25 protein-coding genes and 3 pseudogenes are annotated in these 24,716 nt (G+C 70.6%); 16 read left to right on the forward strand and 12 right to left on the reverse strand.

Annotation, left to right across the window (positions count from 1 at the left end; genetic code table 11):
- Positions 1-49: 49 nt before the first annotated feature.
- Positions 50-1,297 (forward strand): MFS transporter, encoded by a 1,248-nt coding sequence (locus ACIBG6_RS03865; protein WP_399220874.1) that lies wholly within the window; start codon positions 50-52, stop codon positions 1,295-1,297.
- Between the two features lie 71 nt (positions 1,298-1,368).
- Here the strand turns inward: ACIBG6_RS03865 and ACIBG6_RS03870 are convergent, their stop codons facing one another.
- From ACIBG6_RS03870 to ACIBG6_RS03880, 3 genes and pseudogenes are all read right to left on the reverse strand, one after another.
- Positions 1,369-2,196 (reverse strand): hypothetical protein, encoded by an 828-nt coding sequence (locus ACIBG6_RS03870; protein WP_399220875.1) that lies wholly within the window; start codon positions 2,194-2,196, stop codon positions 1,369-1,371.
- On the reverse strand, positions 2,196-3,470 hold the full coding sequence (locus tag ACIBG6_RS03875; RefSeq protein WP_399220876.1) for a VWA domain-containing protein: 1,275 nt from the start codon (positions 3,468-3,470) through the stop codon (positions 2,196-2,198). Before ACIBG6_RS03875 ends, ACIBG6_RS03870 begins: the two co-directional genes overlap by 1 nt.
- 78 nt (positions 3,471-3,548) lie before the next feature.
- Positions 3,549-3,785 (reverse strand): annotated as a pseudogene (locus ACIBG6_RS03880) (flavodoxin family protein); the annotation flags it as partial.
- Between ACIBG6_RS03880 and ACIBG6_RS03885 the strand changes: the two are divergent.
- From ACIBG6_RS03885 to ACIBG6_RS03895, 3 genes and pseudogenes are all read left to right on the forward strand, one after another.
- Positions 3,766-4,352: pseudogene (locus tag ACIBG6_RS03885) on the forward strand (transposase family protein); the annotation flags it as partial. The pseudogenes ACIBG6_RS03880 and ACIBG6_RS03885 overlap by 20 nt on opposite strands.
- An 817-nt stretch (positions 4,353-5,169) precedes the next feature.
- A complete protein-coding gene (locus ACIBG6_RS03890; RefSeq protein WP_399220877.1) occupies positions 5,170-5,508 on the forward strand; it encodes a MerR family transcriptional regulator in 339 nt (112 codons plus the stop codon).
- Positions 5,509-5,740: 232 nt separating this feature from the next.
- The gene (locus ACIBG6_RS03895) at positions 5,741-5,944 is read left to right on the forward strand and encodes a cold-shock protein (protein ID WP_399220878.1); all 204 of its coding nucleotides are present in this window, start codon (positions 5,741-5,743) and stop codon (positions 5,942-5,944) included.
- A 405-nt stretch (positions 5,945-6,349) separates the two neighbouring features.
- Here ACIBG6_RS03895 and ACIBG6_RS03900 read toward each other — a convergent pair whose 3' ends face one another.
- Complete coding sequence (locus tag ACIBG6_RS03900; protein ID WP_399220879.1) at positions 6,350-6,955, reverse strand: hypothetical protein; 606 nt, start codon at positions 6,953-6,955, stop codon at positions 6,350-6,352.
- A 267-nt stretch (positions 6,956-7,222) separates the two neighbouring features.
- Between ACIBG6_RS03900 and ACIBG6_RS03905 the strand changes: the two genes are divergently transcribed.
- The 7 genes from ACIBG6_RS03905 (at position 7,223) to ACIBG6_RS03935 (ending at position 10,247) form a co-directional block, all read left to right on the forward strand.
- Positions 7,223-7,663: an Asp23/Gls24 family envelope stress response protein gene (locus ACIBG6_RS03905; RefSeq protein WP_399220880.1), complete on the forward strand. Its 441-nt coding sequence runs from the start codon at positions 7,223-7,225 to the stop codon at positions 7,661-7,663.
- A 36-nt stretch (positions 7,664-7,699) separates the two neighbouring features.
- Positions 7,700-7,927, forward strand: coding sequence for a DUF2273 domain-containing protein (locus tag ACIBG6_RS03910; protein WP_399220881.1), 228 nt, complete (start codon positions 7,700-7,702; stop codon positions 7,925-7,927).
- Positions 7,924-8,367 (forward strand): Asp23/Gls24 family envelope stress response protein, encoded by a 444-nt coding sequence (locus ACIBG6_RS03915; RefSeq protein ID WP_399220882.1) that lies wholly within the window; start codon positions 7,924-7,926, stop codon positions 8,365-8,367. Before ACIBG6_RS03910 ends, ACIBG6_RS03915 begins: the two co-directional genes overlap by 4 nt.
- Positions 8,364-9,041, forward strand: coding sequence for a DUF6286 domain-containing protein (locus ACIBG6_RS03920; protein WP_399220883.1), 678 nt, complete (start codon positions 8,364-8,366; stop codon positions 9,039-9,041). The genes ACIBG6_RS03915 and ACIBG6_RS03920 overlap by 4 nt, the downstream gene beginning before the upstream one ends.
- An 11-nt stretch (positions 9,042-9,052) precedes the next feature.
- Positions 9,053-9,649 (forward strand): alkaline shock response membrane anchor protein AmaP, encoded by a 597-nt coding sequence (amaP, locus tag ACIBG6_RS03925; RefSeq protein WP_399220884.1) that lies wholly within the window; start codon positions 9,053-9,055, stop codon positions 9,647-9,649.
- A 198-nt stretch (positions 9,650-9,847) separates the two neighbouring features.
- The gene (locus ACIBG6_RS03930) at positions 9,848-10,003 is read left to right on the forward strand and encodes a DUF6131 family protein (protein ID WP_399220885.1); all 156 of its coding nucleotides are present in this window, start codon (positions 9,848-9,850) and stop codon (positions 10,001-10,003) included.
- 31 nt (positions 10,004-10,034) lie between these two features.
- Positions 10,035-10,247: a hypothetical protein gene (locus tag ACIBG6_RS03935; protein WP_399220887.1), complete on the forward strand. Its 213-nt coding sequence runs from the start codon at positions 10,035-10,037 to the stop codon at positions 10,245-10,247.
- A gap of 71 nt (positions 10,248-10,318) precedes the next feature.
- Here ACIBG6_RS03935 and ACIBG6_RS03940 read toward each other — a convergent pair whose 3' ends face one another.
- The 4 genes from ACIBG6_RS03940 to ACIBG6_RS03955 form a co-directional block, all read right to left on the reverse strand.
- Positions 10,319-11,104 carry a hemolysin III family protein gene (locus ACIBG6_RS03940; protein WP_399220888.1) on the reverse strand — a complete coding sequence of 262 codons (786 nt, stop codon included), beginning with the start codon at positions 11,102-11,104 and terminating at the stop codon, positions 10,319-10,321.
- 457 nt (positions 11,105-11,561) lie between these two features.
- Positions 11,562-11,732: a hypothetical protein gene (locus ACIBG6_RS03945; RefSeq protein WP_399220889.1), complete on the reverse strand. Its 171-nt coding sequence runs from the start codon at positions 11,730-11,732 to the stop codon at positions 11,562-11,564.
- The gene (locus tag ACIBG6_RS03950) at positions 11,710-12,114 is read right to left on the reverse strand and encodes a hypothetical protein (protein WP_399220890.1); all 405 of its coding nucleotides are present in this window, start codon (positions 12,112-12,114) and stop codon (positions 11,710-11,712) included. Before ACIBG6_RS03950 ends, ACIBG6_RS03945 begins: the two co-directional genes overlap by 23 nt.
- A gap of 102 nt (positions 12,115-12,216) precedes the next feature.
- Positions 12,217-13,098 (reverse strand): winged helix-turn-helix transcriptional regulator, encoded by an 882-nt coding sequence (locus ACIBG6_RS03955; protein WP_399220891.1) that lies wholly within the window; start codon positions 13,096-13,098, stop codon positions 12,217-12,219.
- A 138-nt stretch (positions 13,099-13,236) separates the two neighbouring features.
- Between ACIBG6_RS03955 and ACIBG6_RS03960 the strand changes: the two genes are divergently transcribed.
- On the forward strand, positions 13,237-14,493 hold the full coding sequence (locus ACIBG6_RS03960) for an MFS transporter (RefSeq protein WP_399220892.1): 1,257 nt from the start codon (positions 13,237-13,239) through the stop codon (positions 14,491-14,493).
- Between the two features lie 251 nt (positions 14,494-14,744).
- On the opposite strand, the gene ACIBG6_RS03965 is transcribed toward ACIBG6_RS03960, so the two are convergent.
- Entirely contained in the window at positions 14,745-15,461 is a 717-nt protein-coding gene (locus ACIBG6_RS03965; protein WP_399220893.1) for a flavodoxin family protein, read from the reverse strand.
- A gap of 955 nt (positions 15,462-16,416) precedes the next feature.
- Between ACIBG6_RS03965 and ACIBG6_RS03970 the strand changes: the two are divergent.
- A pseudogene (locus tag ACIBG6_RS03970) lies at positions 16,417-17,503 on the forward strand (SLC13 family permease).
- A gap of 5 nt (positions 17,504-17,508) precedes the next feature.
- Positions 17,509-18,030, forward strand: a complete 522-nt coding sequence (locus ACIBG6_RS03975) for a universal stress protein (protein ID WP_399220894.1) — start codon at positions 17,509-17,511, stop codon at positions 18,028-18,030.
- 136 nt (positions 18,031-18,166) lie between these two features.
- On the opposite strand, the gene ACIBG6_RS03980 is transcribed toward ACIBG6_RS03975, so the two are convergent.
- Together ACIBG6_RS03980 and ACIBG6_RS03985 are read right to left on the reverse strand one after the other, a co-directional pair.
- A complete protein-coding gene (locus ACIBG6_RS03980) occupies positions 18,167-19,447 on the reverse strand; it encodes a glycoside hydrolase family 6 protein (RefSeq protein ID WP_399220896.1) in 1,281 nt (426 codons plus the stop codon).
- A gap of 95 nt (positions 19,448-19,542) precedes the next feature.
- Positions 19,543-20,508: a glycoside hydrolase family 6 protein gene (locus ACIBG6_RS03985; protein ID WP_399220897.1), complete on the reverse strand. Its 966-nt coding sequence runs from the start codon at positions 20,506-20,508 to the stop codon at positions 19,543-19,545.
- Positions 20,509-20,870: 362 nt separating this feature from the next.
- Here ACIBG6_RS03985 and ACIBG6_RS03990 point away from each other — a divergent pair, with 362 nt between their 5' ends.
- Positions 20,871-21,884: a LacI family DNA-binding transcriptional regulator gene (locus ACIBG6_RS03990; protein WP_399220898.1), complete on the forward strand. Its 1,014-nt coding sequence runs from the start codon at positions 20,871-20,873 to the stop codon at positions 21,882-21,884.
- A 369-nt stretch (positions 21,885-22,253) separates the two neighbouring features.
- On the opposite strand, the gene ACIBG6_RS03995 is transcribed toward ACIBG6_RS03990, so the two are convergent.
- Entirely contained in the window at positions 22,254-23,216 is a 963-nt protein-coding gene (locus ACIBG6_RS03995; RefSeq protein ID WP_399220899.1) for a zinc-binding dehydrogenase, read from the reverse strand.
- Positions 23,217-23,707: 491 nt separating this feature from the next.
- Here ACIBG6_RS03995 and ACIBG6_RS04000 point away from each other — a divergent pair, with 491 nt between their 5' ends.
- Positions 23,708-24,709 carry an ABC transporter substrate-binding protein gene (locus ACIBG6_RS04000; RefSeq protein ID WP_399220900.1) on the forward strand — a complete coding sequence of 334 codons (1,002 nt, stop codon included), beginning with the start codon at positions 23,708-23,710 and terminating at the stop codon, positions 24,707-24,709.
- The last annotated feature ends 7 nt before the right edge of the window (positions 24,710-24,716 follow it).

Raw genomic sequence — 24,716 nt, forward strand, 5'->3', positions numbered from 1 at the left:
CGGGACTCGCTTGACCTTCACATCAATGTGAGGGTTCGAGCATAGGTCCATGAGCAACCACACGACAGTGGCGGCCGGTTCCGCCACGACCACTCCCGCCACGACCACTCCCGCCACGACCACCCCTGCGAAGCCCGCCGGCCGACTGCCCCTCGCCGCCCTGCTCGCCCTCGCCACCGCCGTCTTCGTCACCAGCCTCACCGAGACCCTCCCCGCCGGCGTCCTGCCCGGCATGAGCGCCGACCTGGGCGTCGGCGAGGCCGCCGCCGGGCAGTCGGTCACCGTATACGCGCTCGGCACCGCCCTCACCGCCGTCCCCCTCGCCGCCCGTACCGCCGGCTGGCGCCGCAAGCGCCTGCTGCTCACCTCGGTCGCGGGATTCGCCGCCGCCAACACGGTCACCGCGGTCTCCTCCTCGTACGTCCTCACCATGGGCGCCCGCTTCCTCGCCGGCGTCGCCGCGGGGGTGGCCTGGGCCCTGCTCGCCGGTTACGCGCGCCGCCTCGCCCCGCCGCACCTCCAGGGCCGGGCCGTCGCCGTCGCCATGACCGGCATCCCGCTCGCGCTGTCGCTCGGCGTCCCGGCGGGCACCTTCCTCGGCGCCGCCGCCGGCTGGCGGACCGCCTTCACCGCCATGACCGTCATTGCCGTCCTGCTCCTCGGCTGGATCGCCCTCGCCGTCCCCGACCTTCCGGGCGAACAGCGCGGCGGGCGGGCCCCGGCCGCCCGGACGCTGAAGGTCCCCGGGGTCCTGCCGGTCCTCGCCGTCACTTTCGCCCTCGTCCTCGCCCACACCGTCCTCTACACCTACGTCGCCGCCTACCTCGGCCACCTCGGCCTGACCGGCTCCACCGGGCTCGTCCTGCTCGTGTTCGGCGTGGCCTCACTGGCCGGAATCTGGATCACCGGGCGGTACATCGACCGCAGGCTCCGGACCCTGACCCTCGCCGGGACGGTCCTCGTCGCCGTCGGCGTCGCCGCCCTCGCCGTACCGGCCGGGAGCACCGCGCTCGTCCTGGTGGCCGCCGGACTGTGGGGCCTGGGCTGGGGCGGAGCGCCGACGCTGCTCCAGACGGCCGTCGCCGACGCGGGCGGCGACGCCGCCGACACCGCCCAGACGATGCTGGTCAGCCTCTGGAACGCGGCCATGGCGGCCGGCGGTATCGCGGGCGGCCTCCTCCTCGGCGGCCTCGGCGCGGGGGCCCTCCCCTGGAGCGTCCTGCTCCTGCTGATCCCCGTCGTCGCGGTCGTCACGGGAGCCCGCGCCCACGGCTTCCCCGTACACCGGCGCCCCTGACGTGCCGGAGTGCGTGAAGGCCCCCACCACGCCAGGGCGGTGGGGGCCTTCTGCCGTACGAGCGGGGTGGCTCAGACGGTCGGCGGGACCCGGGACGAGCGGCCCGCCCCACGCGTCAGCGCGTAACCGCCGATGCCCGCGAGCGCCGCGAGGACGCCACCGGCGACGGTCCAGATCCAGCGGTCGGACCACCAGCCCGAGGACCAGCCGTCCTCCGGGGCGGCCGCCTCCACGGCGGAGGGCCTGCCCGCGTCGGCGTCCGCCTCCGCCTGGTCGGCGGTGGTCGCCCCCGGCACGAGCGGCGCGGCGAGCGAGCCGTCCGTGGCGTAGGCGCCGCCCTTGTCGAGGGTGGTCACCCCGACCCGGGCCGTGAACGGCTGGCCGAGGTCCTCGTCCGGCAGTCCGGTGACGGTCAGTCGGACGTAGTAGCTGCCGGGCAGCGGGTCGTTCGCCCAGGCGTCCGCCGAGGCGCGGACCGGCCGCAGCACACAGGCGAGCTGCACCGACGCGGTGTCCTTGGCCGCCGTACGGGACTGGGTCCCGTACATGCACGGCTGACGCCGCCGCAGCCCGTCGTACACGTCGACCCGCCAGGTGGTGGGCCCGTGCCGCAGCGCCGCGTCGGGGAGCGTGACCGTCGCGTTCACCGTCGGCCGCTGCCCGGCGTCCGCCGGGAACACCCAGTACAGGTAGTCACCCGTGGCGGCCTGCGCGGTGGCCTGCTGCCCCGGGAGGAACCGCGCGGCCGTACGGAACGTGGTCCCCGCCTCCGTCGGACCGGCACTCGCCCCCGGGTCCGCCGTGGGGGTGGGGGAGTCGGCCGTCGCGCCCGGCGCCGCGAGACCCAGGAGCGCGGCGCCCGCGAGGGCGGCCGTGGCGAGCATGCGTACGGTACGCATCAGTTGGTCCTCCAGACAGCGACGCGCCAGCGGGACACCCAGCCCCAGAGCAGACCGGCCAGGAAACCGGCGAGCACGAGCACGCCGAGCAGCCACCAGCCGCGGCCGAGACCGAAGGCGGCCACGTCCGAGGCGGCCGACGGCCCGTCGACGACGTCGACCGTCAGCTCGATCGGCATGCCCGGCGTCGTCTTGACCGACGGGGGAGCGGAGAAGGAGTTGCTGACCTGGAGACAGACGGTCTCGGCGGCCGGCTTGGCGTCGCCCGGCTCGTCGTCGAGGTCCGGCTTCGGGTAGCGGAGGCCGGTCGAGATCACGTCCGTACGCCCGTCGCCCGCCTCGGAGCCCCGGACGATCTCCCGGCCGTGGAGGGTCACCGCGCGCAGCAGCACGCCGTAGTCGTTGTTGACGGCCCGGTCGGCCGACACACTGACGGAGGCGCGCAGTTCCTGGCCGGGCAGCAGGTCCACCCGGTACCAGCGGTGCTCGCCGAAGGTCTCGCGGTCGGTGTACAGACCGGCCTTGAGCTGCGGAGCGTCGACGCACCGCGCCGTGCCCTTCGTCCCCACGGGGGTGACGACCGGGTCGGCGGCGCGGTCGACCAACTGCTTCACGCGGCGAGAGAGTTCCTCGGTGCGGTGGACCGAGGTGTACGTGCCTCCGGTCGCCTCCGCGATGCAGGTGAGCTGCTGCCGCGTCTTGGCGTCCGGCACCAGGCCCAGCGTGTCGATGACGAGGTGGATGCCCTTCGCCGCTATCTCCCGCGCGACCTGGCAGGGGTCGAGCGGGGCGCAGGTGTCCTCGCCGTCGGTGATGAGCACGATTCTGCGGGTGGCGTCGCCGCCCTCCAGGTCCTTTGCCGCGCCGAGCAGCGCCGGACCGATCGGCGTCCAGCCGGTCGGGGCGAGCGTGGCCACGGCGGTCTTGGCCTCGGTCCGGTCGAGCGGGCCGACCGGGTAGAGCTGCCGGGTGTCCTTGCAGCCCCGCTTGCGGTCGGGACCGGGGTAGTCGGCGCCGAGCGTGCGGATGCCGAGCCGGACCTCCTCGGGCACCGCGTCGAGGACCTCGTTGAAGGCCTGCTTGGCAGCGGACATGCGGGACTTGCCGTCGATGTCCTTGGCCCGCATGGACCCGCTGACGTCGAGCACCAGCTCGACCTTGGGGGATTCCTTCGCCACCGGCTCGTCGGCGGCCGCGCTCGTCGGCAGGAGCGCGGCGGTCAGGGCGGCGAGCAGCGCGAAGGCCCCGGTCGCCAGCCGTTTTCTCGTGATCATCGCCGGATCGTATTGATGATCCTCCGACAATCCAAAACGGGGGTGGCCGGATCGCCCTCCGGCGCCCCGGACGTCCGGTCAGCGGTGCTCGGGGTTCGCGAACTCCGGCTTGCAGTCGGCGTCCCACGCCGAGCGCTGGTTGCCGTGCGCCGGGATCCCGCCCGCCCGCTTGAGGAGCCCGGCGACATGCATCAGGTTCCACGCCATGAAGCTGGTGTTGCGGTTGGTGAAGTCGTTGTCCGGCCCGGTCGAACCCGGATCGAGGTACGAGGGCCTTGGCCCGACCTCGCCGATCCAGCTCGCCGCCGGGTTCGGTATCGGCATCGCGACCGCATACCGCTACGTACACGAGGCTGTCGACGTGCTGGCCGCCCTCGCGCCCGCCCTGGCCGAGGCGATGCACGTCGCGCGGACCAAGGCGTTCGTGATCCTGGACGGCACCTTGCTGCTGATCGACCGGATCGCCGCCAGCACCCCGTACTACTCGGGCAAGCGCAAACGTCACGGCATGAACGTCCAAGTCCTCACCGACCCGTTCGGCCGCCTGCTGTGGGCCTCGCCCGCGCTTCCCGGCTCCCCCACGACCTGACCGCCGCCCGCACCCACGGCATCGTCGAAGCACTCACCGAGGCCGGCCTCAAGTGCTGGGCCGACAAGGCATACCAGGGCGCCGGCAGCTCCATCCGGGTGCCCTTCCGCGGCCGTCGCCTCAAGCGGTGGCAGCGCCGCCACAACAGCACGCATGCCAAGATCCGCTGCCTCGGCGAGCAGGCCATGGCCACCCTGAAGGGCTGGCGCCTCCTACGGAAGCTCCGCTGCAGCACCAGCCGCATCACAGCGATCGTCCAGGCCGTCCTCGCCCTTCACCACGTGTCAGCGTGAGGTTGGAAAAGGCTCGCCGTTCGAGGTCGATTACCTCACGGCCGGACACACAGAAATCTATGTCGGCTGGAGTAGACATTGGGTGGCGGCCTGGTTATGGTTTCTCTCGTAGCCCAGAGAGACAGCAGGGCCTGGCAGAGACGAACTGCCGGCAAGCGGTACCAGCAGTACAGGTAGTTGCAGTTCGCAGGACGGTGCGGTGGTGGAGTTTCGAAGCCAGGGTTGTTGCAGGACGGCGACGGGACTGACGGCCGGACCGGGTGGCCCGCAGTGATCAGGGGCCGCCGCGAGCGGGACCGCTGTCATGGCAGGTGCGGTACCCGCGAGTGCAGTGCGCAGTACCCAGCAGTGAAGAGTGAGCGGTAGCCCTGGTGAAGGCGTCGGCTGCGGACGCGCGCATCGGGAAGTTCGGCAGTGGGGTTCCAAGCCAGAGAAGACGCAGGACGGGCGACGGGGCTGGCTGCCGAAGGGTGGCGCTGTCACAGGCCACTGAGCAGTTCGCATCACCCGCAGTACCCGCAGTACCCAGCAGTACCCAGCAGTACGTAGTTGATCACCGAGGAAGAACGGAGGAACCCGACGCCATCAGGATCGCCCGGGCGGAAGTCGTGAGCCCGGGTACCGCAGGACATCGATAGTGAGGTGGTCTCCGGTCAAGCAACCGCGATCCCCGCACCCCCGACAGCAGTCAGGTCGGGTACGCGGACACAGAACGCCGGCGCAGTATCAGGGCCGGCAGGTGGTGTAGTAGTTCCTTCGGGGCCCTGGTGCCAGTACGGCACCAGGGCCCCTCCACGCGTTTCCCAGAGGGGTGCAAATGACAGCAGATGACTCGTACGGCCGTCTCGACGACGACGACTACCCCGCCTACACGATGGGCAGGGCCGCCGAGATGCTCGGCACCACACAGGGCTTCCTCCGCGCCATCGGCGAGGCCCGCCTCATCACCCCGCTGCGCTCGGAGGGCGGCCACCGCCGCTACTCCCGCTACCAACTGCGCATCGCCGCCCGCGCCCGCGAACTCGTCGACCAGGGCACCCCCATCGAGGCCGCCTGCCGCATCATCATTCTCGAGGACCAGCTCGAAGAGGCGCAGCGCATCAACGCCGAATACCGCCGCGCCGCCGAGGCGGACGGCCCGCCGGCCGCGGCCTGAGACGGTGCGCGCCCCGCCGTATCTGGGCGGCCCGCTCCCACGTGGAGGAGCCCTTCTGGTCACGGGGTGTGTGGACGTGTACCGTCCCCGTTTGCTGTCGTGGTTCGGATCTTCCCCTTTGCCCATGCCTTCGGCGTGGGCTTTTTTGCTGTGCTGTGCCGCAGGAACCAGGGCGATCACCTCCGCCTCCCACACCGTGTGGGCGGCGTTCATCGACTGGAAGGCATGAGACATGGCTACGGGAACTGTGAAGTGGTTCAACGCGGAGAAGGGCTTCGGCTTCATCGCCCAGGACGGCGGGGGCCCGGACGTCTTCGCTCACTACTCGGCGATCAACTCGACGGGCTTCCGTGAGCTCCAGGAGGGCCAGATGGTGACGTTCGACGTCACCCAGGGCCAGAAGGGCCCCCAGGCGGAGAACATCACCCCCGCCTGACCCGTTCCACCCACCGGCGGAACCGGGGCACTGGGCTCAGGGCGCACGGCTGCTTCGCGCGTTCCGGGTTGGGTGTCCCGGAACGCGCTCATGGCCTTGTCGCCACCGTGAAACTGGCGGAATGAGCAAGGCCCGGCGATGCCGATGGGACCTGGCGCAGAAGAGTCGCCATAGCCGGGGACCGGGGCAGGTTGACGGACCGGACGTTGCCACATTGCGACCGGCTCGAGTCGGGTCAGGCCGCTCCGGCCTGCCCGCCGCCTTCGTAGGTCCAGGTCTTCACCGGACTCGCGGTGCGTCGCGGTCCATGCTCGTTCCCTCCCTGCCGCATACGGCCCCGCCTGGCGCGCCGTGAAGCCGAATGTACCCAGGCCGTCGGCCTGAAGACCTTCCATGTCGCTGCGGCTACGCCGCGGTTTCGGTGATGAGGACGGCAGCGGTTGTCGGGACCCGGACGTCACTCGTGGCCGCGACGGTCACGGCGTCCCGGACGGCCCGGGCGACTTCCAGGGGATGGCGGCCGGGTGCGACCGCGAGCTGGACCTGAATGTGTCGGGCGGGCGGATCGTCCTGGTGCGTCACCCTGACGGGGTGGCCGCCCAGTGGGGCGGTGAGGCGGGCGACGCCCGGCACGGCCGACGCGACGTCGGCCAGCTCTCCGATCGGCCCCCGCAGGGGTACGGTTTCGGTCGCGGGGGTCGAGCTTCGCGTGGTCGCTTCTTGGGCCGGGGGCGTCATGACGTTCTCCGCGGTCTGCGGCCCTCCGTCGGCCTCCGTGCCCTCGTGGAGATCCGTGACGCGCAGATCGACTGTCACAGTCCTCAGGCCGAGTTCCTCGTCGGCCGCCTTGAACAGAGTCGTCCTCAACTGCTCGGCGGCTTGAGGTACGGGCAGTGTCACGGAACCGGTGAAGGCCGCCTCGATCCTGAGCGGGCCGGGCGGGAGCGCGCTGGCAGGCGGGCGAACAGCCGGTTCGAGCACGGGTTCGTTCGGGACCGGCCCGATGCGCATGCTCTCCAGTCGAACGCCGTGAACCCCGGCGGCCTTGCGCCAGAGAGCCCGGACGGCCGCCTGTTCGGTGATCCACGTGCCGTCGCCCGGCCCCCCGAGAGGCAGCAGTCGCCCCAGGCCGAGCCGACCACGTACTGACTGCATCAACGCCTCGGTCTTCACCTCTCCGCCCTCTCCCTCGACTCACGACGACCGGATGAAACGGTCTATAGCGAATATAATTCGAATAAAGGGTGCACGGCTGACTTCTCGAGGCAGGAGTGCCTGATGACTGAGCACACCGGTGCGAAGTATGGCGGCGAGCCCAGTTCTCGTGGCCGGACATCCATCGCCGATGTGGTGGTGGAGAAGATCGCCGGGATGGCGGCACGGGACGTGCGCGGCGTCCACGCCCTGGGCAGCGGGTTCGCGCGCTCGATGGGATCCATGCGGGAGCGGATGCCTGGCGCCGGTAGTGGCAAGTCCGTCACCCGCGGGGTCAGCGTCGAGGTCGGAGAGGTGCAGACGGCTATCGATCTGGAGCTCGTCGTCGACTACGGCGTCTCGATCACGGACGTGGCCGGGGCGGTGCGGGAGAACGTGATCTCCGCGGTGGAGCGGATGGCGGGTCGGGAAGTCGTGGAAGTCAACATCATGGTCGGCGATGTGAAGCTGCCCGACGAGGAGGACGAGGAGGGCGAGGGGCAGGAGCGGCAGCGGCTCCAGTAGCCGGACGGAGTCGGCTACCGGGTGAAGGAGCGTGTGATGAGCAGATCCGTGGTGGGTTTGGCCGCCGGAATGGCGCTGGGTTTCGCCGCGTACTTCGGTGGCTTCTGGGCCTTCTTGCTGGTGCTGGTGCTGGGAGTTGTCGGACTCGTGGTCGGGCGTTTGATGGAAGGCGATCTCGAACCCGGTGACTTCGTGCGCCGCCGGGACGATCGGCAACGTATTCATGACGACCAGCGCCGGGCACGGAGAGACTGGCGGCAGTGACCAGGGAAGCCGATAGGCGCCCGGCCGTGCCGCGCCGGGAGCGGGGTGCGACCTCGGTCGCCGACCGGGGCGTCGCGAAGATCGCCGCCCAGGTGGCGCGCGAGGCGCTGAGTCGTTTCCCCGAGCCGACCGGTCACGTGCCCCCTGGCCACCGCACACCGCACGTGACGGCGGTGGTGCGAAGGGCACCGGAGAGGAACGGCTCGGAGAGGGCGGGCGGTCCTCCCGAGAGCCGACCGGTGCTCGGGCAGGTGCGGATGCGCATCGCCGTGGAACTGGGCTATCCGTCGGACATCGGCGCGCAGTGCGCGGCGGTGCGCCGAGAGGTCACCGAAGGCGTCACGGCATGGGCCGGTGTGGAGGTGTCCGACCTCGTGGTGGCCGTCGAGAGGCTGCACTCGGCCCGCTCACGGCGGACAGAACGGGAGAGGGTGAGATGAGCGCGCACACGAGGCGGCAGCCCGGCGACAGCGCTCTTCCCCCCGAACCCGGGCGGCCGGCTTCCTCCGCACGGGCCCCGGACACCGACGCGACACCGGCAGAGCGGGAAACGGTCGGATCGCCGCGTCGTTTCTGGTCCGCGCGGCGGGTTCCTGCGGGCGTCGTGGCTCTGCTGTCCCTCGCAGCCGTCGGGCTGCTCCTGTACGACGTGGTCTCGGTGCGGGCGGGTCAGCCCGGAATGGGCTGGCGACGCCGGCTCGCGGATGAGCTGGCCACACGGCCGCTGGACGACGTCTGGATGATCGTCGGGGCCGCGGTGGCGATGGCCCTCGGCCTGTGCCTCGTCCTGCTGGCGGTGACACCGGGACTGCGCAGACTGCTTCCCATGCGGCAGCCCACCGGCACCGGAGGAACAGGCGAGGTCCGCGCCGGTCTCGACCGCCGGGCGGTCGCGCTGATCCTGCGCGACAGGGCCATGCGCGTATCCGGTGTCGAGTCGGCTCGGGTCGATGTCGGGCGCCGGAAGATCAAAGCCCGGGCGCAGGTGCATTTCCGCGATCTCGACGAGGTCCGTGCCGACCTCGATGCCGCGCTGGGCGAAGCCGTGGCGAGTCTGGGTCTCGCCCGGCGACCCACGCTGACCGTCCACGTCCGACGCCCGAAGAAAGGCTGACGCTGATCCCGATGATCAAGACAGTGAACCGGGTGCTGCTGGGGCTGTTCGGCCTCGGGCTGTTCGCTCTGGGCGGCGGCGTGCTACTGGGCGGTCTGGATCTGCAGCGCCGGTGGGGTTTCGACGTGCCGGGCTGGTGGCCCTTCCGCGGCCCGGCCGATGTCGTCCTGGGCGACGAGGGACGCCTACGGTGGCGGGTGGAGGGCTGGTGGTGGCCGACCGTCATCGCGGTGCTCGCCGCGTTGCTGGCGCTGCTGCTGTGGTGGCTCTGGGCACTGCTGCGCAAAGACCGGCTGCACCAGGTCCCTGTCGACAGCCAGGACGGGACGGTGGCCCGACTCGACGGCCGCGCCCTGGAGGACGTCATCGAGGAAGACGCGCAAGCCTTGGACGGAGTCGCACGGGCACGGGTGCGCCTGAGGGGCCGACCTACCGCCCCGGTCGCGCGAATGCGGCTGTGGCTGGAGCCTCACGCGGAACCGGAACGGATCCTGGACCGACTCGACCGGGACACGCTCGCACGCGCACGGAACTCGGCCGGCCTGGACCGTCTCCCGGCGGAGGTCAGCCTCCGGGAAGTCCGTCACCACGCTCACCGGGTCGACTGAGAATTCCCCGCCGTATCCAGGGACGGAATCCCACCCGCCGGCTCCCGGTCGCCCTGGCCGTCACATCGCACCTGATCGGCTTGCCGATCAGACGGCTTCTGTTCATGCCCGCTGGAAGGACCAGGAGCAGCCTGACAGGCCACCTCGCAGGGGTGCGCCTATTCTGAAATTGAGGTACCGGCGAGGCCGGAGGTCACCATGATCATTCTCGGGGTCATCCTGCTTGTCATCGGGTTTGTGGCCGGCATTTCCATCTTGTGGACGATCGGGATCATCCTGGTCGTGATCGGGATCATCCTGTGGATCCTCGGGGCGGTCGGTCACGCGGTCGGCGGACGCCGTCATTACTGGTAGGCGGCTTGGCTCCGAGCCGACGCAGCCCCCCATGGTCAAGTCTTCACCGGGCCGCCCTGCCGCAGGGAGGCGTAGTGTCCTGATTCTGCTCGGCAGCGCCATCGCCCTGATTGTCATCGGCGCTGTCGTGGACGGAATGCTGTACCTGGTCTCCACCGGGGTGCTGCTTCTCGTCGTCGCCGTGCTGTACCTGCTGGTGCGCTCGATACTGCGTTCCCGCCGAGGCAGGCGCATCACGCTCTGACGACCGGTGCCGATCCCGCGAGGCCCTCCGGACGGCCGGCGAGTGGGTGAGGCAGCCCGCACCTTGAGCGCTCAGTAGGCAGCAAGAAAGATGGCGATGTAGTGGGCGGTGAAGGCTGCCACTGTCAGTGCGTGGAAGACCTCGTGGAAGCCGAACCAGCGGGGTGAGGGGTTTGGGCGCTGGAGGGCGTAGACAACCGCGCCCGCGCTGTAGAGAACCCCGCCGGTCACGACCAGGGAGACCACGGCCACCCCGCCGCTGTGCAGGAAATCGGGCAGGTATCGTACGGGCGCCCAGCCCAGAGCCAGGTAGCAGGGGGTGTACAGCCAGCGGGGCGCTCCGACCCACAGGACACGGAAGGCGATGCCGACCAGAGCACCCGTCCACACGATCCACAGCAGGACGGACCACTGGTCCGGGGAGAGCAGGAGCACCGCGAGCGGCGTACACGTACCGGCGATGATCAGGAAGATGTTGGCGTGGTCGAGGCGGCGCAGAACGGCCTCGCCGAGTGGTCCCCAGGTGCCGAGGTGGTAGACGGCGCTGGTCCCGAACAGCAGCCAGGCGGTGACGGAGTACACGGTGCAGGCCAGCACCGCCTGGGGCGTCCCTGCCAGGCAGATGAGGACGATGCCCGCGGCGAGCGAGGCGGGGACCATGCCGGCGTGGAGCCAGCCACGTAGTTTCGGCTTGATCGGTTCCACCAGATCGGCAGCCCGCTCGACGAGATCGGCGACCGGGTGGGAGCCCTCGGCGGTCTCGTCCCGGTGCGATCCGGAGGTACGGCCGGTCGGCTCGCGCCCTTCGACCCTCGGTGCGGAAGAGCCGCCGCCGGCTTCGACATCATCTCGGGACACTGCTTTCCCTCCCGCATCGGAGTGCTGGGTATCACGGGCAACCATGTGCACATGTTAGGAACCTGCCCGTGACGGGATCTCCAGAGGCCTACCTCATCGCATGTGGGCCGGTGTGGTCGCCTCACGACTACCGCCCTCTCGCTCCTGTCAGCACTTCCGCACCAGGCGCACCATCCCGGCCGCCGCCCTACGCCCCACAGCGTCGTCCACGCGGGGCCGGTGCCTCTACAGGTCCAACCAGCAAGCAGTTGGGCGCGGATCTGCAACGTGCCGCAGGCCGGGAATCGTGGACACCCCCGCCCCGGGTACGCCCGCCGTACCCGGGGCATTCGCCTGTGGTCACCCCGGCCTGTCCGCAACTGTGGAAGTGAGGGGCTGCTGCTGGCTGACGGGCGACGAGCACAGCAGGAACTCTCCGGAGCGCGCAGAAGGAAGCGGGCAGGAGGGCACAGCGTGTTCAGACGGCCGGGCCGAGTAGGTCGGTGAGCAGGCCGGCGCTGTCGACCGGTGCGCCGACTTCCAGGTGCAGGCGCGGCGGGCCGTAGAGATGGAGCCGGAGCGAGATTCTCGGCAGCGCGTAGCCCGGGATGTCGCCCGGCCGTGCGTCAGCAGAACGGAATCCGCTCACCGGCCGCAGCTTCCACGATGAACCGGGTGAGGGTCAGGCCGCCTTCCCCGGTGAAGGTGCTCGACTGATGGGCGGGCACGAGGACGCGGTGCCAGCCCCCGCAGTACCCGGCGTCGGTGGGGTTCTCCGGGGCGTAGGGCTTCTCCGGGCACCGGGTGAGCGCGCCGTTTTGGCTGCACTGGCCCTCGACTCGGTCCGGGTTCCGGACGTTGAAGGGCCGGGTCGTGGGGTGGATCTGGATCTCCTTGATCAGCCCCAGGTACACCGACTGCCTCCGGGGCACGGAGTGGTCCTCCCACTCCTTCCGCAGCTCGGCGGTGCTGACGTCAGTGAGGTTGGCCTTGACGCTGTACTGGGCGACCTTCGTGCGGGCGTCGGCCATCAGGCCGTTCAACGTGTCGATCGCCTCGCGAACCTCCCGGGGAGAACGGTCACCGTCAATCAGCGCCTCTGCCAGATCCTTCTTGCGCCTGTCCCGTACGTGTCAGTCCTCCGCGGCCAGGCGCCGTACCTCGGCCAGCGCCTCGCTCACCGCTGCCGGGATGTCCGTCACCGGGAACCGCGCGTGCCGCACCGTGCCGTCACGGTCGATGACCAGCACGGTTCGTTTCAGTCGCAGCAGTTGTCCGGCGCGGAAGGTGGGCAGGCGCAGGGCGGCGGCGAGGCGGAGGTCGACGTCGGAGAGGAGGGTGAAGGGGATGTCCTCCTGGCTCGCGAACACGCGCTGTTCGTCGGGGCGTTGGGTGCTGACCCCGTGCACCTCCGCGCCCGCGGCGCGGAACTCCTCGTAGGCGTCCCGGAAGAGCCGGTTCTCCAGCGTGCAGCCGACGGTGCCGGGGATGTGTGACCAGCCCTCCGGTAGGGGACTGGGGCTCCCGGTCGCCGGATAGCAGAACAGGACGGTGGCCACGCCGCCGGCCACCGGGTCGACCGGCGCGCCGTCCCGGTGACCGGGCAACCGCAGGCGCGGCAGTCGCCGGCCCGTCAGGTCCGCGACGCGCCGTGCCTCCGCGCTCGTCTCGTCGGCGGTGCCGCTGAGCGAGCCGTCGCCGAGGAGCCAGCGGTCGGCCCAGTCCTGCATCGACAGCAGGACCGGCAGCAGCCCCCGGCCGCTCTCGGTCAGCCGGTACTCGTGCCGCGTCGGCCGCTCCTGGTACGGGACCTTCTCCAGCACCCCCGTCTCCACCAGGTGCGCCAGGCGCTCGGTGAGCACCTTCCGGGAGATGCCCAGCTCCTCCTGGAGTGCGTCGAACCTGTGGTGCCCTCGGGCGGTCTCCCGGATCAGGAGCAGGCTCCACCAGTCGCCGACCACCGCCGCGGCCTGCGCGATCGCGCAGGCGGCGTCCCGCTCGGGAACCGACCTCATCACTGCGTCTCCACTTCTGCGCGCACGGCGGCCGCTCGTCGGGACCATCTTGCGCCACGAGGTCGGTTCCGGATAGAAACTCACCTGGAACAAGTGAGTTCCCAAAAGAGACTAACAAGACCCGGGGGTGGGCGCCGTATGAGCGGAACACAAGCGATCCAGGAACACGACCGACGCGACGACGAACGGGAGACCTCATCGCCGGGCGTCTTCTGGCGCTTCTGGGCCGCCGCCACCGTCAGCGGCGCGGGCACCGCCGTCACCGCCCTCGCCCTGCCGCTCGTCGCCCTCACCGTCCTCGACGCCACCGCCTTCGAGGTCGCCCTGCTCGCCGCCGCCGGGCAGGTCCCGTGGCTGCTGCTCAGCCTCCCGGCGGGCGTCCTCGCGCAGCGCGTGCCGCTGCGCCGATTCCAGGTCACGCTCGACCTCGTACGGTTCGCGGCGCTCGGATCGCTGCCGCTCGCCTGGTGGATGGGCACGCTCACGTATCCGCACCTGCTGTTCGCGGCGCTCGTCACCGGCTCGGCGACCGTGCTGTTCGACATCGGCAACTCGACCTTCCTGCCCGCCGTCGTCCCGGCCCAGCAGCTGGCCGCCCGCAACAGCGTCATGTCGGGCACGCACGCCGTCACCGACACCGGCGGCCCCTCCCTCGGCGGCGTCCTGATCGGCGCGACAGGCCCGGTCGGCGCACTCGTCGTGGACGCCGCCAGCTACCTGGCCTCCGCCGTGCTCCTGCGCACCCTCCCCGAGAGCCGCCCCGCGCCCCGCACCAGCGAGAGCGCGCTGCGGCTGATGCGCGAGGGATGGAGGTACGTCACCAAGCACCCGGTCATGCGCCCCTGCATGATCTGGGCGACCGCCGCCAACTTCCTCAACGCCGCCCTCGTCGCGCTCACCCCCCTCTACCTGGTCCGTGAGGCCGGCCTCGACTCCGTACAGCTCGGTCTCGTCCTCGCCATGGACGGGGTCGGCGCGCTCGCCGGCGCCGCCGTCGCGGTCCGCGTGACCACGCGCCTAGGCACCGCGCGGGGCGTCATCGTGGCGGATCTGGCCGGCGGCGCGATGCTCCTGCTCGCCCCGCTGACCACGTCGGCGGGGGACGCGTACTGGTTCGCCCTGGGCAACGCCGGCTTCGCCTTCGGCACCGTCATCGGCTCGATCACCACCCGCACCTACCGGCAGACGCAGTCGCCCCCGGAACTGCTGTCCCGCGTGATGGCCACGGTTCGCTTCGTCTCCTGGGGCGCGATGCCGCTCGGCGCGCTCACCGCCGGCCTCCTCGCCACCCACGTCGGCGCCCACACCGCGCTGTGGACCGTCTGCGCCGCCGCCCTCCTGCCCCCGCTCTACCTCTTCTCCACCACGGTGGGCCGCCACCGCGACCTCATCTGAGGCCCTGGCGCCACGACACCGTCAGATCGCTGACCACGTGGACGCGTTCCGGCGACGGCGCACGATCTGCACGGCCTGGATCGCGTGGGGGAAACCGAGTCCGTGAGGCCGACCTGGAGGGAGTTCACCGCGGTCACCAGGGCGATCCCGTGCATGGAGGACCTGTCCGGTGAAGATGCGCCAGGCCGCACGAAGGACCTGGTTGATCCGGAGCCGACTTCCGCCGGACCTCCGACCGATCCGGCCCGCGCTCAACGGTGCTCGGGGTTCTCGAAGTCGAACCGGCAGCCGGCGTCCCACTCGGAGCGCTGGTTTCCGTGGGCGGGGATGCCACCGGTGTCCTTGAGCATCCTCGCCAGGTGGAGCTGGTTCCAGGTCATGAAGGTCGCGTTGCGGTTCGTGAAGTCGTTGTCCGGCCCGCCGGAGCCGGGGTCGAGGTACGACGGGCCCGGGCCGGCCTCGCCGACCCAGCCCGCGTCGGCCTGCGGCGGAATGACGTATCCGAGGTGCTGGAGGCTGTAGAGGACGTTCATCGCGCAGTGCTTGGCGCCGTCCTCGTTGCCGGTGATCAGGCAGCCGCCCACACGACCGTAGTAGGCGTACTGGCCGCGCTCGTTCAGGATCGACGAGCAGGCGTACAGACGCTCGATCACCTTCTTCATGACTGAGGAGTTGTCTCCCAGCCATACAGGTCCAGCCAAGGTAAGGATGTCCGCGGCCATGACCTTCGAGTAGATGACGGGCCACTCGTCGGTCTCCCAGCCGTGCTCCGTCATGTCGGGCCACACACCGGTCGCGATGTCGATGTCCACCGCCCTCAGCACCTCGACCTCGACGCCCTGGCGCTCCATGATCCCGCTACTGATGTCGATCAGCCCCTGAGTGTGGCTCCGCTCCGGCGAACGCTTGAGCGTGCAATTGATCACCAGGGCGCGGAGACCTCGGTAGGACGTGCCAGTGTCGGTCATGGATGCGTTCCCCTGTGGACGAGTGGGCGGGTCGGGCGGCGAAACACGCCCGGTTGCCGACGTCGATAGGGCTCCGGGTTGGGCCGGCCGAAAATCCCGTCTAATCTCTCGCCTCGTTGGACGGAACGATCGAACGCCACGCCAGTGCTGACGGAGTCGTCTACCCGATCACCCGCGTGGCCTCACAGCCATGACATGTATCGCCGAATCAGATCGGCGGAACGCTCTGGCACCCTATCTGGCCAGCAGTTCTGGCCGGCGGTTCATCCATGAGATCGCCAACGCGACTTCCGCGTTGTGGTGGAACTTCTTCGTCGGCCGCACGGACAAGGAGATCCGCGAGGCGGGGGAGGGCTGGACGCGGGGCGACCGTTTCGGCGAGGTGAAGGGGTACGACGGTGATCGGCTGGAGGATCCTGAGGTCCCGCCCACTCTGCTGAGGGCGCGGGGTCGGACGCGTTGACCTGGGGTTTTCTCCACTTCATCACTGTAGGGGTGGCGGATGACCGGCCTCCCCTGTGACTGTCGGCGCGACGGCGCGAGGGGCACGTATCGAGTCGCGTAGTCGGTGGCGCGTGCCTCCGGTGTGTTCGTGCGCGAGCGGGTTGTGGGGTCAGCAGGAAGAAGCGCTGGTGGCGTCGCGAGCTGGCGGAGAGCCGGGGCTCATCTCGGATGAGCAGGTACTGACTCCCGCCCGCGGCCCACTTCTCCTTCGCCGGCGCAACTGGTGGGGCACAGTCGGTGGGGGGCGCTCCCAAAGAGCGTCGCATCCAACCGCGGCCGACAGACTGGAGATCTCCGGCGGACGTCAGTGACGCCCGGTGCCGCCGTCAACGGTCCCGACGGGGCACTACGAAGTCGGCTGCCCGTCGAAGCGCGACGCGCGAGATCCACCGGGGTAGCGTTCGGCGCGATGGTACAGGTGACCCGCCCGTCGCGAGGGAAGGAACGGATCCTGGACCCCCAGCTCGCGGAGACGCTCTCCGTGGCCCTGCTCGTTCTCGTGCTGGCCTGTGCGGTCATGCGCCCCTTCGGGTGGCCGGAGGCGGTCGTGGCCGTCCCGGCCGCAGTCGTGGTGATCGCAACCGGAGCCGTCTCCTACGGCGACGCACTGGCGGAGGCGGAACGGCTCGCGCCGGTGATCGGGTTCCTGGCGGCCGTACTGGTGCTGGCCCAACTCTGTGACGACGAGGGGTTGTTCCAGGCATGGGGAGCCTGGATGGCGCGTACGGCGGCGGGTCGGCCACGCCGGCTCCTGCACCCACCTCACCAATCTGCTCGCCTTCGCCGCCAGCGGGCTCAGCTTCACCCGGTTCGCCGCGCTGATGGCCCTGCCGTGGGCGGTGGCGATCGGCGTCGAGTACCTGGTCCTCCGGCGTTTCTTCGCCACCGACCTGGACGCCGGGGCGCGGGCGCCCGCCGCCGTCGAACCGCCGCCACTTCCGCTGTTCGCCCTGGTGACCGTGGGATGCACGCTCGCGGGCTTCGTGCTGACCTCGATGGCCGGCGTCGACCCGGCGTGGGCCGCCCTGGCAGGGGCACTCGCGCTCGCCGTCCGTGCCCTCATCCGCCACCGCACCAGTCCCCGGGCCCTGGTCCGGGCTGCCTCCGTGCCCTTCCTCGCCTTCGTCCTCGCTCTCGGGATCGTGGTTCTGGCGGTGGTGGACAACGGTCTCGACGAAGCCCTGGGGCACCTGATCCCCGACGGCACCGGCCTCCCGGAACTCCTCGCTCTCGCCGGGCTGGCCGCCGTCCTCGCGAACGTCATCAACAACCTGCCCGCGGTACTCGTGCTGCTACCGCTGACCGCCCCAGCGGGACCCGGTGCCGTCCTGGCCGTCCTGCTCGGGGTCAACATCGGCCCCAACCTCACCTACGCCGGCTCGCTGGCCACCCTGCTGTGGCGGCGTATCGTCCACGCCCACGACGGTGAGGTGGAGCTGAAGGAGTTCACCCGGCTCGGCGTGTACGCGGTCCCCGCGAGCCTCCTCGCCGCCGTCCTGGCACTGTGGCTCTCGCTGACCGTCATCGGAGGAGGCTGATACCCATGGCCGTGGTCGTCCGGATCGCCGAGGGCACCTGGCCCGCCTGTGTGGACGCCGCCCGCGCGCACACGCCGGCGGACGCCGAGATCGTCCTGCTGCACGTCACCTCGGTCGATGTCCCGGGTGCGGCCCATGGCGCGTTCGCCGGGCTCATGGGCCGTGGCCACCCCTCGGGGAACCGCCCGGCCGAAGGCTGGGGGAGGGACCCCGGAATCCACCTGGAACACCTCGCGGCCGACTCCGCGCGGCAGTTGCTCCAGGATGCCGCCGACCGTCTGGGGCGCCCCTGCACGCGTACCGAGCGCACCGGACGAGTCGAGTGCGAGGTCGTCGCCGCGGCCGAGGGGTGCGACCTGCTGATCCTGGCCCGGGACGGCGACCGTGCCCACCTCGGACCGCGCAGCCTCGGTCCCGCCGCACGCTTCGTCGTCGACCACGCCCCCTGCCCGGTGCTGCTCGTGTGGCCCGAACCGCCGCCGGGACCGCCCACTACGCCGCCTCCTCTTCCGCGTCGTACCGGCTGACGGGCGACGAACCGCCGCCCGCCAGCCGGCGGGGCCGGTCACGCGCCCTGCTTCCGCGCGAGGCCGGCCGCGAGCGGGAGGCCTGCTGTGGCCGACGTGGCCGACGTGGCCGACGTGGGCGGGGGCTGAGCGGGACTCAGCGGTTGAAGGTCAGCCGCGGTGCCGCGTTGCGGGCCAGCGTGTGGGCCTGGTCGGGCCACCAGGTGCCGGCCGGCGGGTCGACGATGCCGTACTCGGGGTCGATCGTGCCGCCGGTGTTGCGCGTGCAGCTGCCGTCGGACTCGCCGGGGATCTTGATCCACAGGTAGGCGTCGACGAGCGGGACACCGGTGTCGGCCGTCGGGCGCGCGCCGAGGCCGCGGCCGGGCGCGTTGCACCAGATCTCCGGGTCGCCGCTGTACTTGCCAGGCTCCGGCGTCCAGGCGCCGAGGCCGTTGCGGCTGGTGTCGATGACGAAGTGGTGCAGGGCGTCGTTCGGCGGGGTGCCCACGTTCTGGTCGAACCAGGCGTCGGTCCAGCGCCAGGTGGCCGGGTCGGCGGAGTCGACCGCGTTGCCCGGGGCGCCGTCGTTGGGCGCGGCGGGCGAGTAGTACTGGGTGGCGCACCAGTCGGTGTGGCCGCGGGCGTGCTCGGGTCCTTCGGTGGCGAACCACATGCACTTGGCTATCCAGCTGCCGTAGCGCGCGTTGTGATCGGTGGGGTGGGTGTTGGACACGTTGAGGGCGAAGCCGTCGCTGTCCTGGACACCGGCGTCGAGCAGTCGTCGCGCCATGTCGCCGACGGGCCGCCACAGGACGTTGCCCGCGTCGAGGTAGACCGCGGTGCGGGCCTTGGCCTTGATGGTCCTGACGGCGTACGCGAGGTCGGCGACGCGGGTCGCCGTGAGTTCGCCGGTCGGGTCCACGCCCGGCCCGCAGTCGCTCGGGAGGAGGGCCAGGCCGTCGGGCTCGACCACGACGACGGCCTTGCTGTCGCCGATGCCGGCGGCGAAGGCGTCGATCCACTGCCGGTAGGCGGCGGAGGACGCGGCGCCGCCGCTGGAGTACTGGGTGCAGTCCCGGCCCGGCACGTTGTAGGCGACCAGGACCGGCGTCCGGTTCACCAGCCGGGCCTCGCGGACGAGGCTTCTCACCTTGGTCCGGACCTCGTCGGGTGTGCCTTCGGTGAACCACTCGGCCTGCGGCCAGCTCGCGAGCCTGGCCATGTTCAGGGCGTTCGCGAAGTCGCGGTTCCCGAGGTCGGTGAGCGCCTGCTTGGCGGCCTTGCTGTGCGGGTCCACGTAGAACCTCGTGGCCGGGGTGAGCGCGTCCGCGACGGGTGCGGCCTGCGCCTGCGCCTGCGTCGCGATGAGGGCGGCACAGGCCGCGAGCGCCGCGAGGGCGGCGGTCGTACGGCGCCGGAGGCTGCGTGGATTCATGGGGGCTCCTGGTCGGAGGGATGGGGGCGAGGAGGGCCGGTGGTGCCTGTGGCCCGGTCGCGGGGCGGCGGATACCAGGCCACAGGACTCGGATGTCAGTAGCCGTAGATCATCTTGTAGGCGGCCTCCGGGAGGAACTGGCCGGCCGTGGAACCGGTTCCGACGCCGCAGTTGCCGTCGGACTCGCCCGGGGCCTTGATCCACAGCAGCATCTCGGCGCCGCCGCCCAGCCGGGTGGGCGTGCCGATGCGGCGGCCGGCCGCGTTGCACCACTCGCCGTTGGTGCCGTTGCCGTTGCGGCTGGTGTCGACGACGAACGGCTTGGTGTAGCCGTAGCGGGCGGCCAGTTCGCTGTTGACGGCGTTGCCGTAGGCGGTGTTCTGGGCGGTGGTGTAGTAGTTCGAGATGTTGAGGGAGAAGCCGTGCGCCTGTCGGAGCCCGGCTTCGTGGAGGCGCTGGGCCATCGTCGCCGCGCTCACCCAGCCGGGGTTGCCGGCGTCGAGGTAGACCCAGGTGTTGGGGGCCTGGCGGTTGAACTCGGCGAGGGCGCCGCTGATCATGCCCTGGCGTTCGCGGATCTGGGTCTGGTTCAGGCAGCCGTAGTCCGCGAGGGAGTCGGGTTCGAGGACGACGACGGCCGGGCGGTTGGCGATTCCGCCGGCGAACTGCGCGATCCAGGTCGCGTAGGCGGAGGCCGACGAGGCTCCGCCTCCGGAGTGCCCGCCGCACGAGTCGCGGAGGTAGATGTTGTACGCGACCAGGACGGGCAGCTTGTCGTGGGAGTCCGCTGCGCCGACGTACGCGCCCGCCGCGGTGCCGATCGTGCCGCTCCAGGCGCCGAACCAGCGGGCCATGGGCGTGTTGGCGAGGGAGGTGTTGATCGCGGGGGCCCGGCCGTCGCCGGGGTTGGCGGCGACCCACTTCCTCGCGCTGGAGTCCGGGTCCGTGTAGAACCCGCTGGTCATGGTGGTGGGATCCGCAGCGTGGGCGGACGGGGCGACGACGAGCGCCAACGGCAGTGCGGAGAGGGCTGCGACGAGGGCGCGGATTCTGCGGCGCATGGCTGTACCTCGGTTTCCTGACGGCGGACGCGTCGACCGTTCTCGTCCCGAGCGGTGCGACGCGGTGAGGAATTGCGGTGGTACGAAGTTCTCCGTGCGGCGGCTCACGGACGCGGCGCCCCGGCGGGGACACCAGCGCACTCCGGACGCACAAGAGCCCGTGGAAGCGCTCCCACTGGAAGCGTTCCCAGACCATGATCTGTGGGGCCGAGGTGTGGCCGTATCGTGTGATGCGCCCATCGGGACTGTCAAGTGCGCCCACTTGAACAGCACTTCACAGGACGAGGGGAAGGGTTTACAGTCCTGAAACTGGAAGCGCTTCCAGCCTTCCAGGTGTTCAGATGGAGGGAGGAGGGCAGCTCATGGCGCAAGGTGTGCCGAACCGGCAGTCGACACTCGACGAGGTGGCCGAACTGGCCGGCGTCTCGCGTTCGGTGGCCTCGCGTGTGCTCAACAACGCCCCGCACGTCAGCCGCGCGAAACGCGAGGCCGTCGAGCGGGCGGTCCTTCAACTCGGATACGTGCCGAATCCGACCGCCCGGGCGCTGGCGACCCGTCAGACCGGTGCGGCCGCTCTGGTCGTCTCGGGAGAGGATCCGTCGATCTTCGCGGACCCGTTCTTCGCTCAGGTGATCGTGGGTGCCTCGGCCGCGCTGGAGGAGGCCGAACTGCACCTGATGCTGTGTCTGGCAGCCTCCGACCGGGGGCGCCGGCGCGTGGAGCAGCTTCTCCGGTCCAAGGGGGCCGACGGAGTGATGCTGATGGCGCTGCGCGAGGACGATCCGCTGGCCCGCATGGCGGAAGAGGCAGAGATTCCCGTGGTGTTCGGTGGGCGCCCGGTCGGCTTGGACCCGCGGTGGTATGTGGACGTGGACAACGTCGGAGGAGCGCGCGCGGCGACCGAGTACCTGATCTCGCTCGGCCGGACCAGGGTCGTGACGATCTGCGGGCGGCTGGACACCGAGGTGGGGCGCGCCCGTTACCGCGGCTACCAGGACGCCATGCTGGCGGCCGGCCTCGAACCGTATCCGCCGGAAGCCGGCGACTTCACCGAGTCGAGCGGAGCGGAGGCCATGGCCGCGCTGTCGGCGCGGCACCCGGAGCTGGACGGAGTGTTCACCGCCAGCGACAACATGGGGGCCGGGGCGTTGCGCACACTGCGTGATGCCGGCCGCCGCGTCCCCGCCGACGTCGCCGTGATCGGCTTCGACGACCTGGCCGTGGCAAGGAGCGCCGATCCGCCGCTGACCACGGTGCACCAGCCCGTAGAGGGTCTCGGTCGTGAGATGGCGCGCATGCTCGTCGCGCTCATCAACGGGCAGGCCCCCACCCCGCTGATCCTCCCCACGCGTCTGGTCATCCGCGCCAGCGCCTGACGGGCCGCCCGGCCTGCCGGCCGACCCCGAGCTCCGGCCCGCTACGCCGCCGTGCCCCACCTCCACGGGCACCCGTGCGCAACGCACAGCCCGTCCCTGCCAGTCACCTTGACAGGCCGTCAAGGTGACTGGCAGGGTTTCGACGCCATCTGTTGGGAGCGCTCCCAATCCGGGGAGAAGCCCCGAGCGTATGGCTTCACCCCGTCCTTCGAAGGCCGCCTCTCCCACGCCGACCGCCATCGAGGCGACCCGCCGGCGACGCTTCGTCGCCGTCCACGTCGATTACGCCGCCAGCTGCGCATCCCGAAGCACAGCGCCCGTTGGTACGCCAGGGCCATCGCCGCGAACGCGATCCCGGGTCTCTGAGTTTCAAGGACGGAGCAGAACTCTCCCGACGCCGGGATCCCCGCTGCCCGTGAGTTCCATGGCCCGCTCGAACTCGTCGATGCCCAGCTGGTGCGTGAGGAGTTCGAGCGGCGTCAGCCTTCCCGCGGAGAAGGCGCTTACGGCGTAGGACCAGGCGCCGGAGGAGGCTCCGAAGGCGGTTCCGATCGACAGCTGCCGTGCGACGACCAGGGCGGGATCGAGCCTTACCGCCCCCTGGACCGGGATGCCCGTGAGAACCAGGCGTCCTCCCGGTCGCAGCAGGGACGTCGCGGTGTGCGCGCTCGACGTCGCGCCCGCGGTGTCGATCACCACGTCGAAGTCCGCGAGACCGGAGGCTCGGTCCCACGTCCAATAGGCGGTGGCTCCGAAACGACGGGACAGATCGGCTCGGTCGGGGCTCGTACCGACGACCGTCAGCTCGGTCGGGGAGAAGGCGCAGAGGAGCTGTGCGGCGAGCAGTCCGAGGGCACCGGAGCCGATGACGGCCACCCGTGAGCCGGGCAGGGGGGACGACTTGAGGACCGCGGCGGCCGCGCAGGCGGCCGGCTCGAGGAACGCGGCGGCGGTGAGATCGGCGTCCGGTGCGAGTGTGTGCAGCAGACGAGCGGGGAGGACGAGGGTGGGAGCCATGGCGCCGGGGAGGGTGAACCCCGTCTCCTCGTAGCCGACGGTGCACAGGTTGGTGTCGCCGTCGCGGCAGGGCGCGCAGGTCTCGCAGTTCCGCAGCCCTTCGCCCACGACCTTGCGGCCGAGCAGGGAAGCGGGCGCGCCCTCTCCCACGGCGGTGACGGTGCCGGACCACTCGTGGCCAGGGGTGACCGGATAGCGCACGTACGGAACGGGGCGGCGACCCAGGTAGACGTCGCGGTCGCTGCGGCTGATCCCGACGGCGTGCACGCGCACCTGGGCTTCGCCGGGCCCCGCCTGTCGAGGCGCGTGCTGCACGAGGCGAAACGTCTTGGGAGCGTCGAGGACGACAGCCTGCCCTCGGCGGCTCACAGGAAGCCGCCCTGGGCGGTGGGCGGAGTGGAACACATGGGGCGACTCCTGACGTTCGATATTTCGGGCGTCGTTCGAAATTGTGTCGCGACGATACGAAGCATGGTGAGGTGTGTCAACGGGCCTCATTCTGCGGGGCCTTCTGCGTCGCAAGGCGTCTCAGTAGCCCCTGTTAACGCTCACATCTTTGAGTCGCGACTAGCTGTGCAGCGACTCGTATCTCCGCATCAAAAACGGGTAACGGCCGTACGAACCCTTGAGTTACGAGTCTGTTAGCGCTCACAATGTGTCGCGTTCGGCAGCCCACCGGTCGTCGGGGGCCTACGCACACTGCGCCTCCGCCCAGCTCGACCACCGCTGCGCAGCCACTCCTTCGCCGGGCCCCGCCCCTTCAGGGCACCGCCCTGTACGACGCACGTCCCGAAAGGAACCACGACATGGCCCACAGAGCCCTCCGTGCCATCACCGCCGCCGTTCTGGCCGCTGGTGTGCTGACCGCCTGCACCACCGAGCCCGCGCCCACCGGTACCACCGGCGGCACCGGCAAGGGCTCCTCCGACGGCAAGCTGGTGCTCGGGTTCGCCCAGGTGGGAGCCGAGAGCGGCTGGCGCACCGCCAACACCAAGTCCGTACGCGAGGCGGCCGGGAAGGCCGGCATCACACTGAAGTTCTCCGACGCGCAGCAGAAGCAGGAGAACCAGATCAAGGCGATCCGCACGTTCATCCAGCAGAAGGTGGACGTCATCGCCTTCTCCCCGGTGGTGGAGTCCGGCTGGGACACCGTCCTGAAGGAGGCCAAGGGCGCCGGCATCCCGGTGATCCTCACCGACCGTGCGGTCGACTCGCAGGACACTTCCCTCTACCGGACCTTCCTCGGCTCCGACTTCGTCAAGGAGGGGCAGGAGGCCGGCAAGTGGCTCGTGAAGGAGTACGAGGGGACCTCCGAACCGGTCAACGTCGTCGAGCTCCAAGGCACTACCGGCTCCGCACCTGCCAACGACCGCAAGGCCGGCTTCGCCGAAGTCATCAAGGGAGAGCCCAAGTTCAAGGTCGTCGCGTCCCAGACCGGGGACTTCACCCGCGCCAAGGGCAAGGAGGTCATGCAGGCCTTCCTCAAGTCCCACAAGGACATCGACGTCCTGTACGCCCACAACGACGACATGGCCCTGGGCGCCATCCAGGCCATCGAGGAGGCGGGCAAGAAGCCGGGCACCGACATCAAGGTGATCTCCGTCGACGGCATCAAGGACGCCTTCGTCGCCATGCAGGAGAAGAAGATCAACGTGGTGGTCGAGTGCAACCCGCTCCTCGGCGACCAGTTGATGGAACTCGCCAAGAAGGTCGCGGCGGGGGAGAGCGTCCCGCGACGGGTCGAGGTCAAGGAGGGCGTCTTCACCCAGGACCAGGCCGCGGCCGCCCTGCCCGGCCGCCAGTACTGACCCGACG

This window comes from Streptomyces sp. NPDC050842, from assembly GCF_044456565.1.
GTDB lineage: Bacteria > Actinomycetota > Actinomycetes > Streptomycetales > Streptomycetaceae > Streptomyces.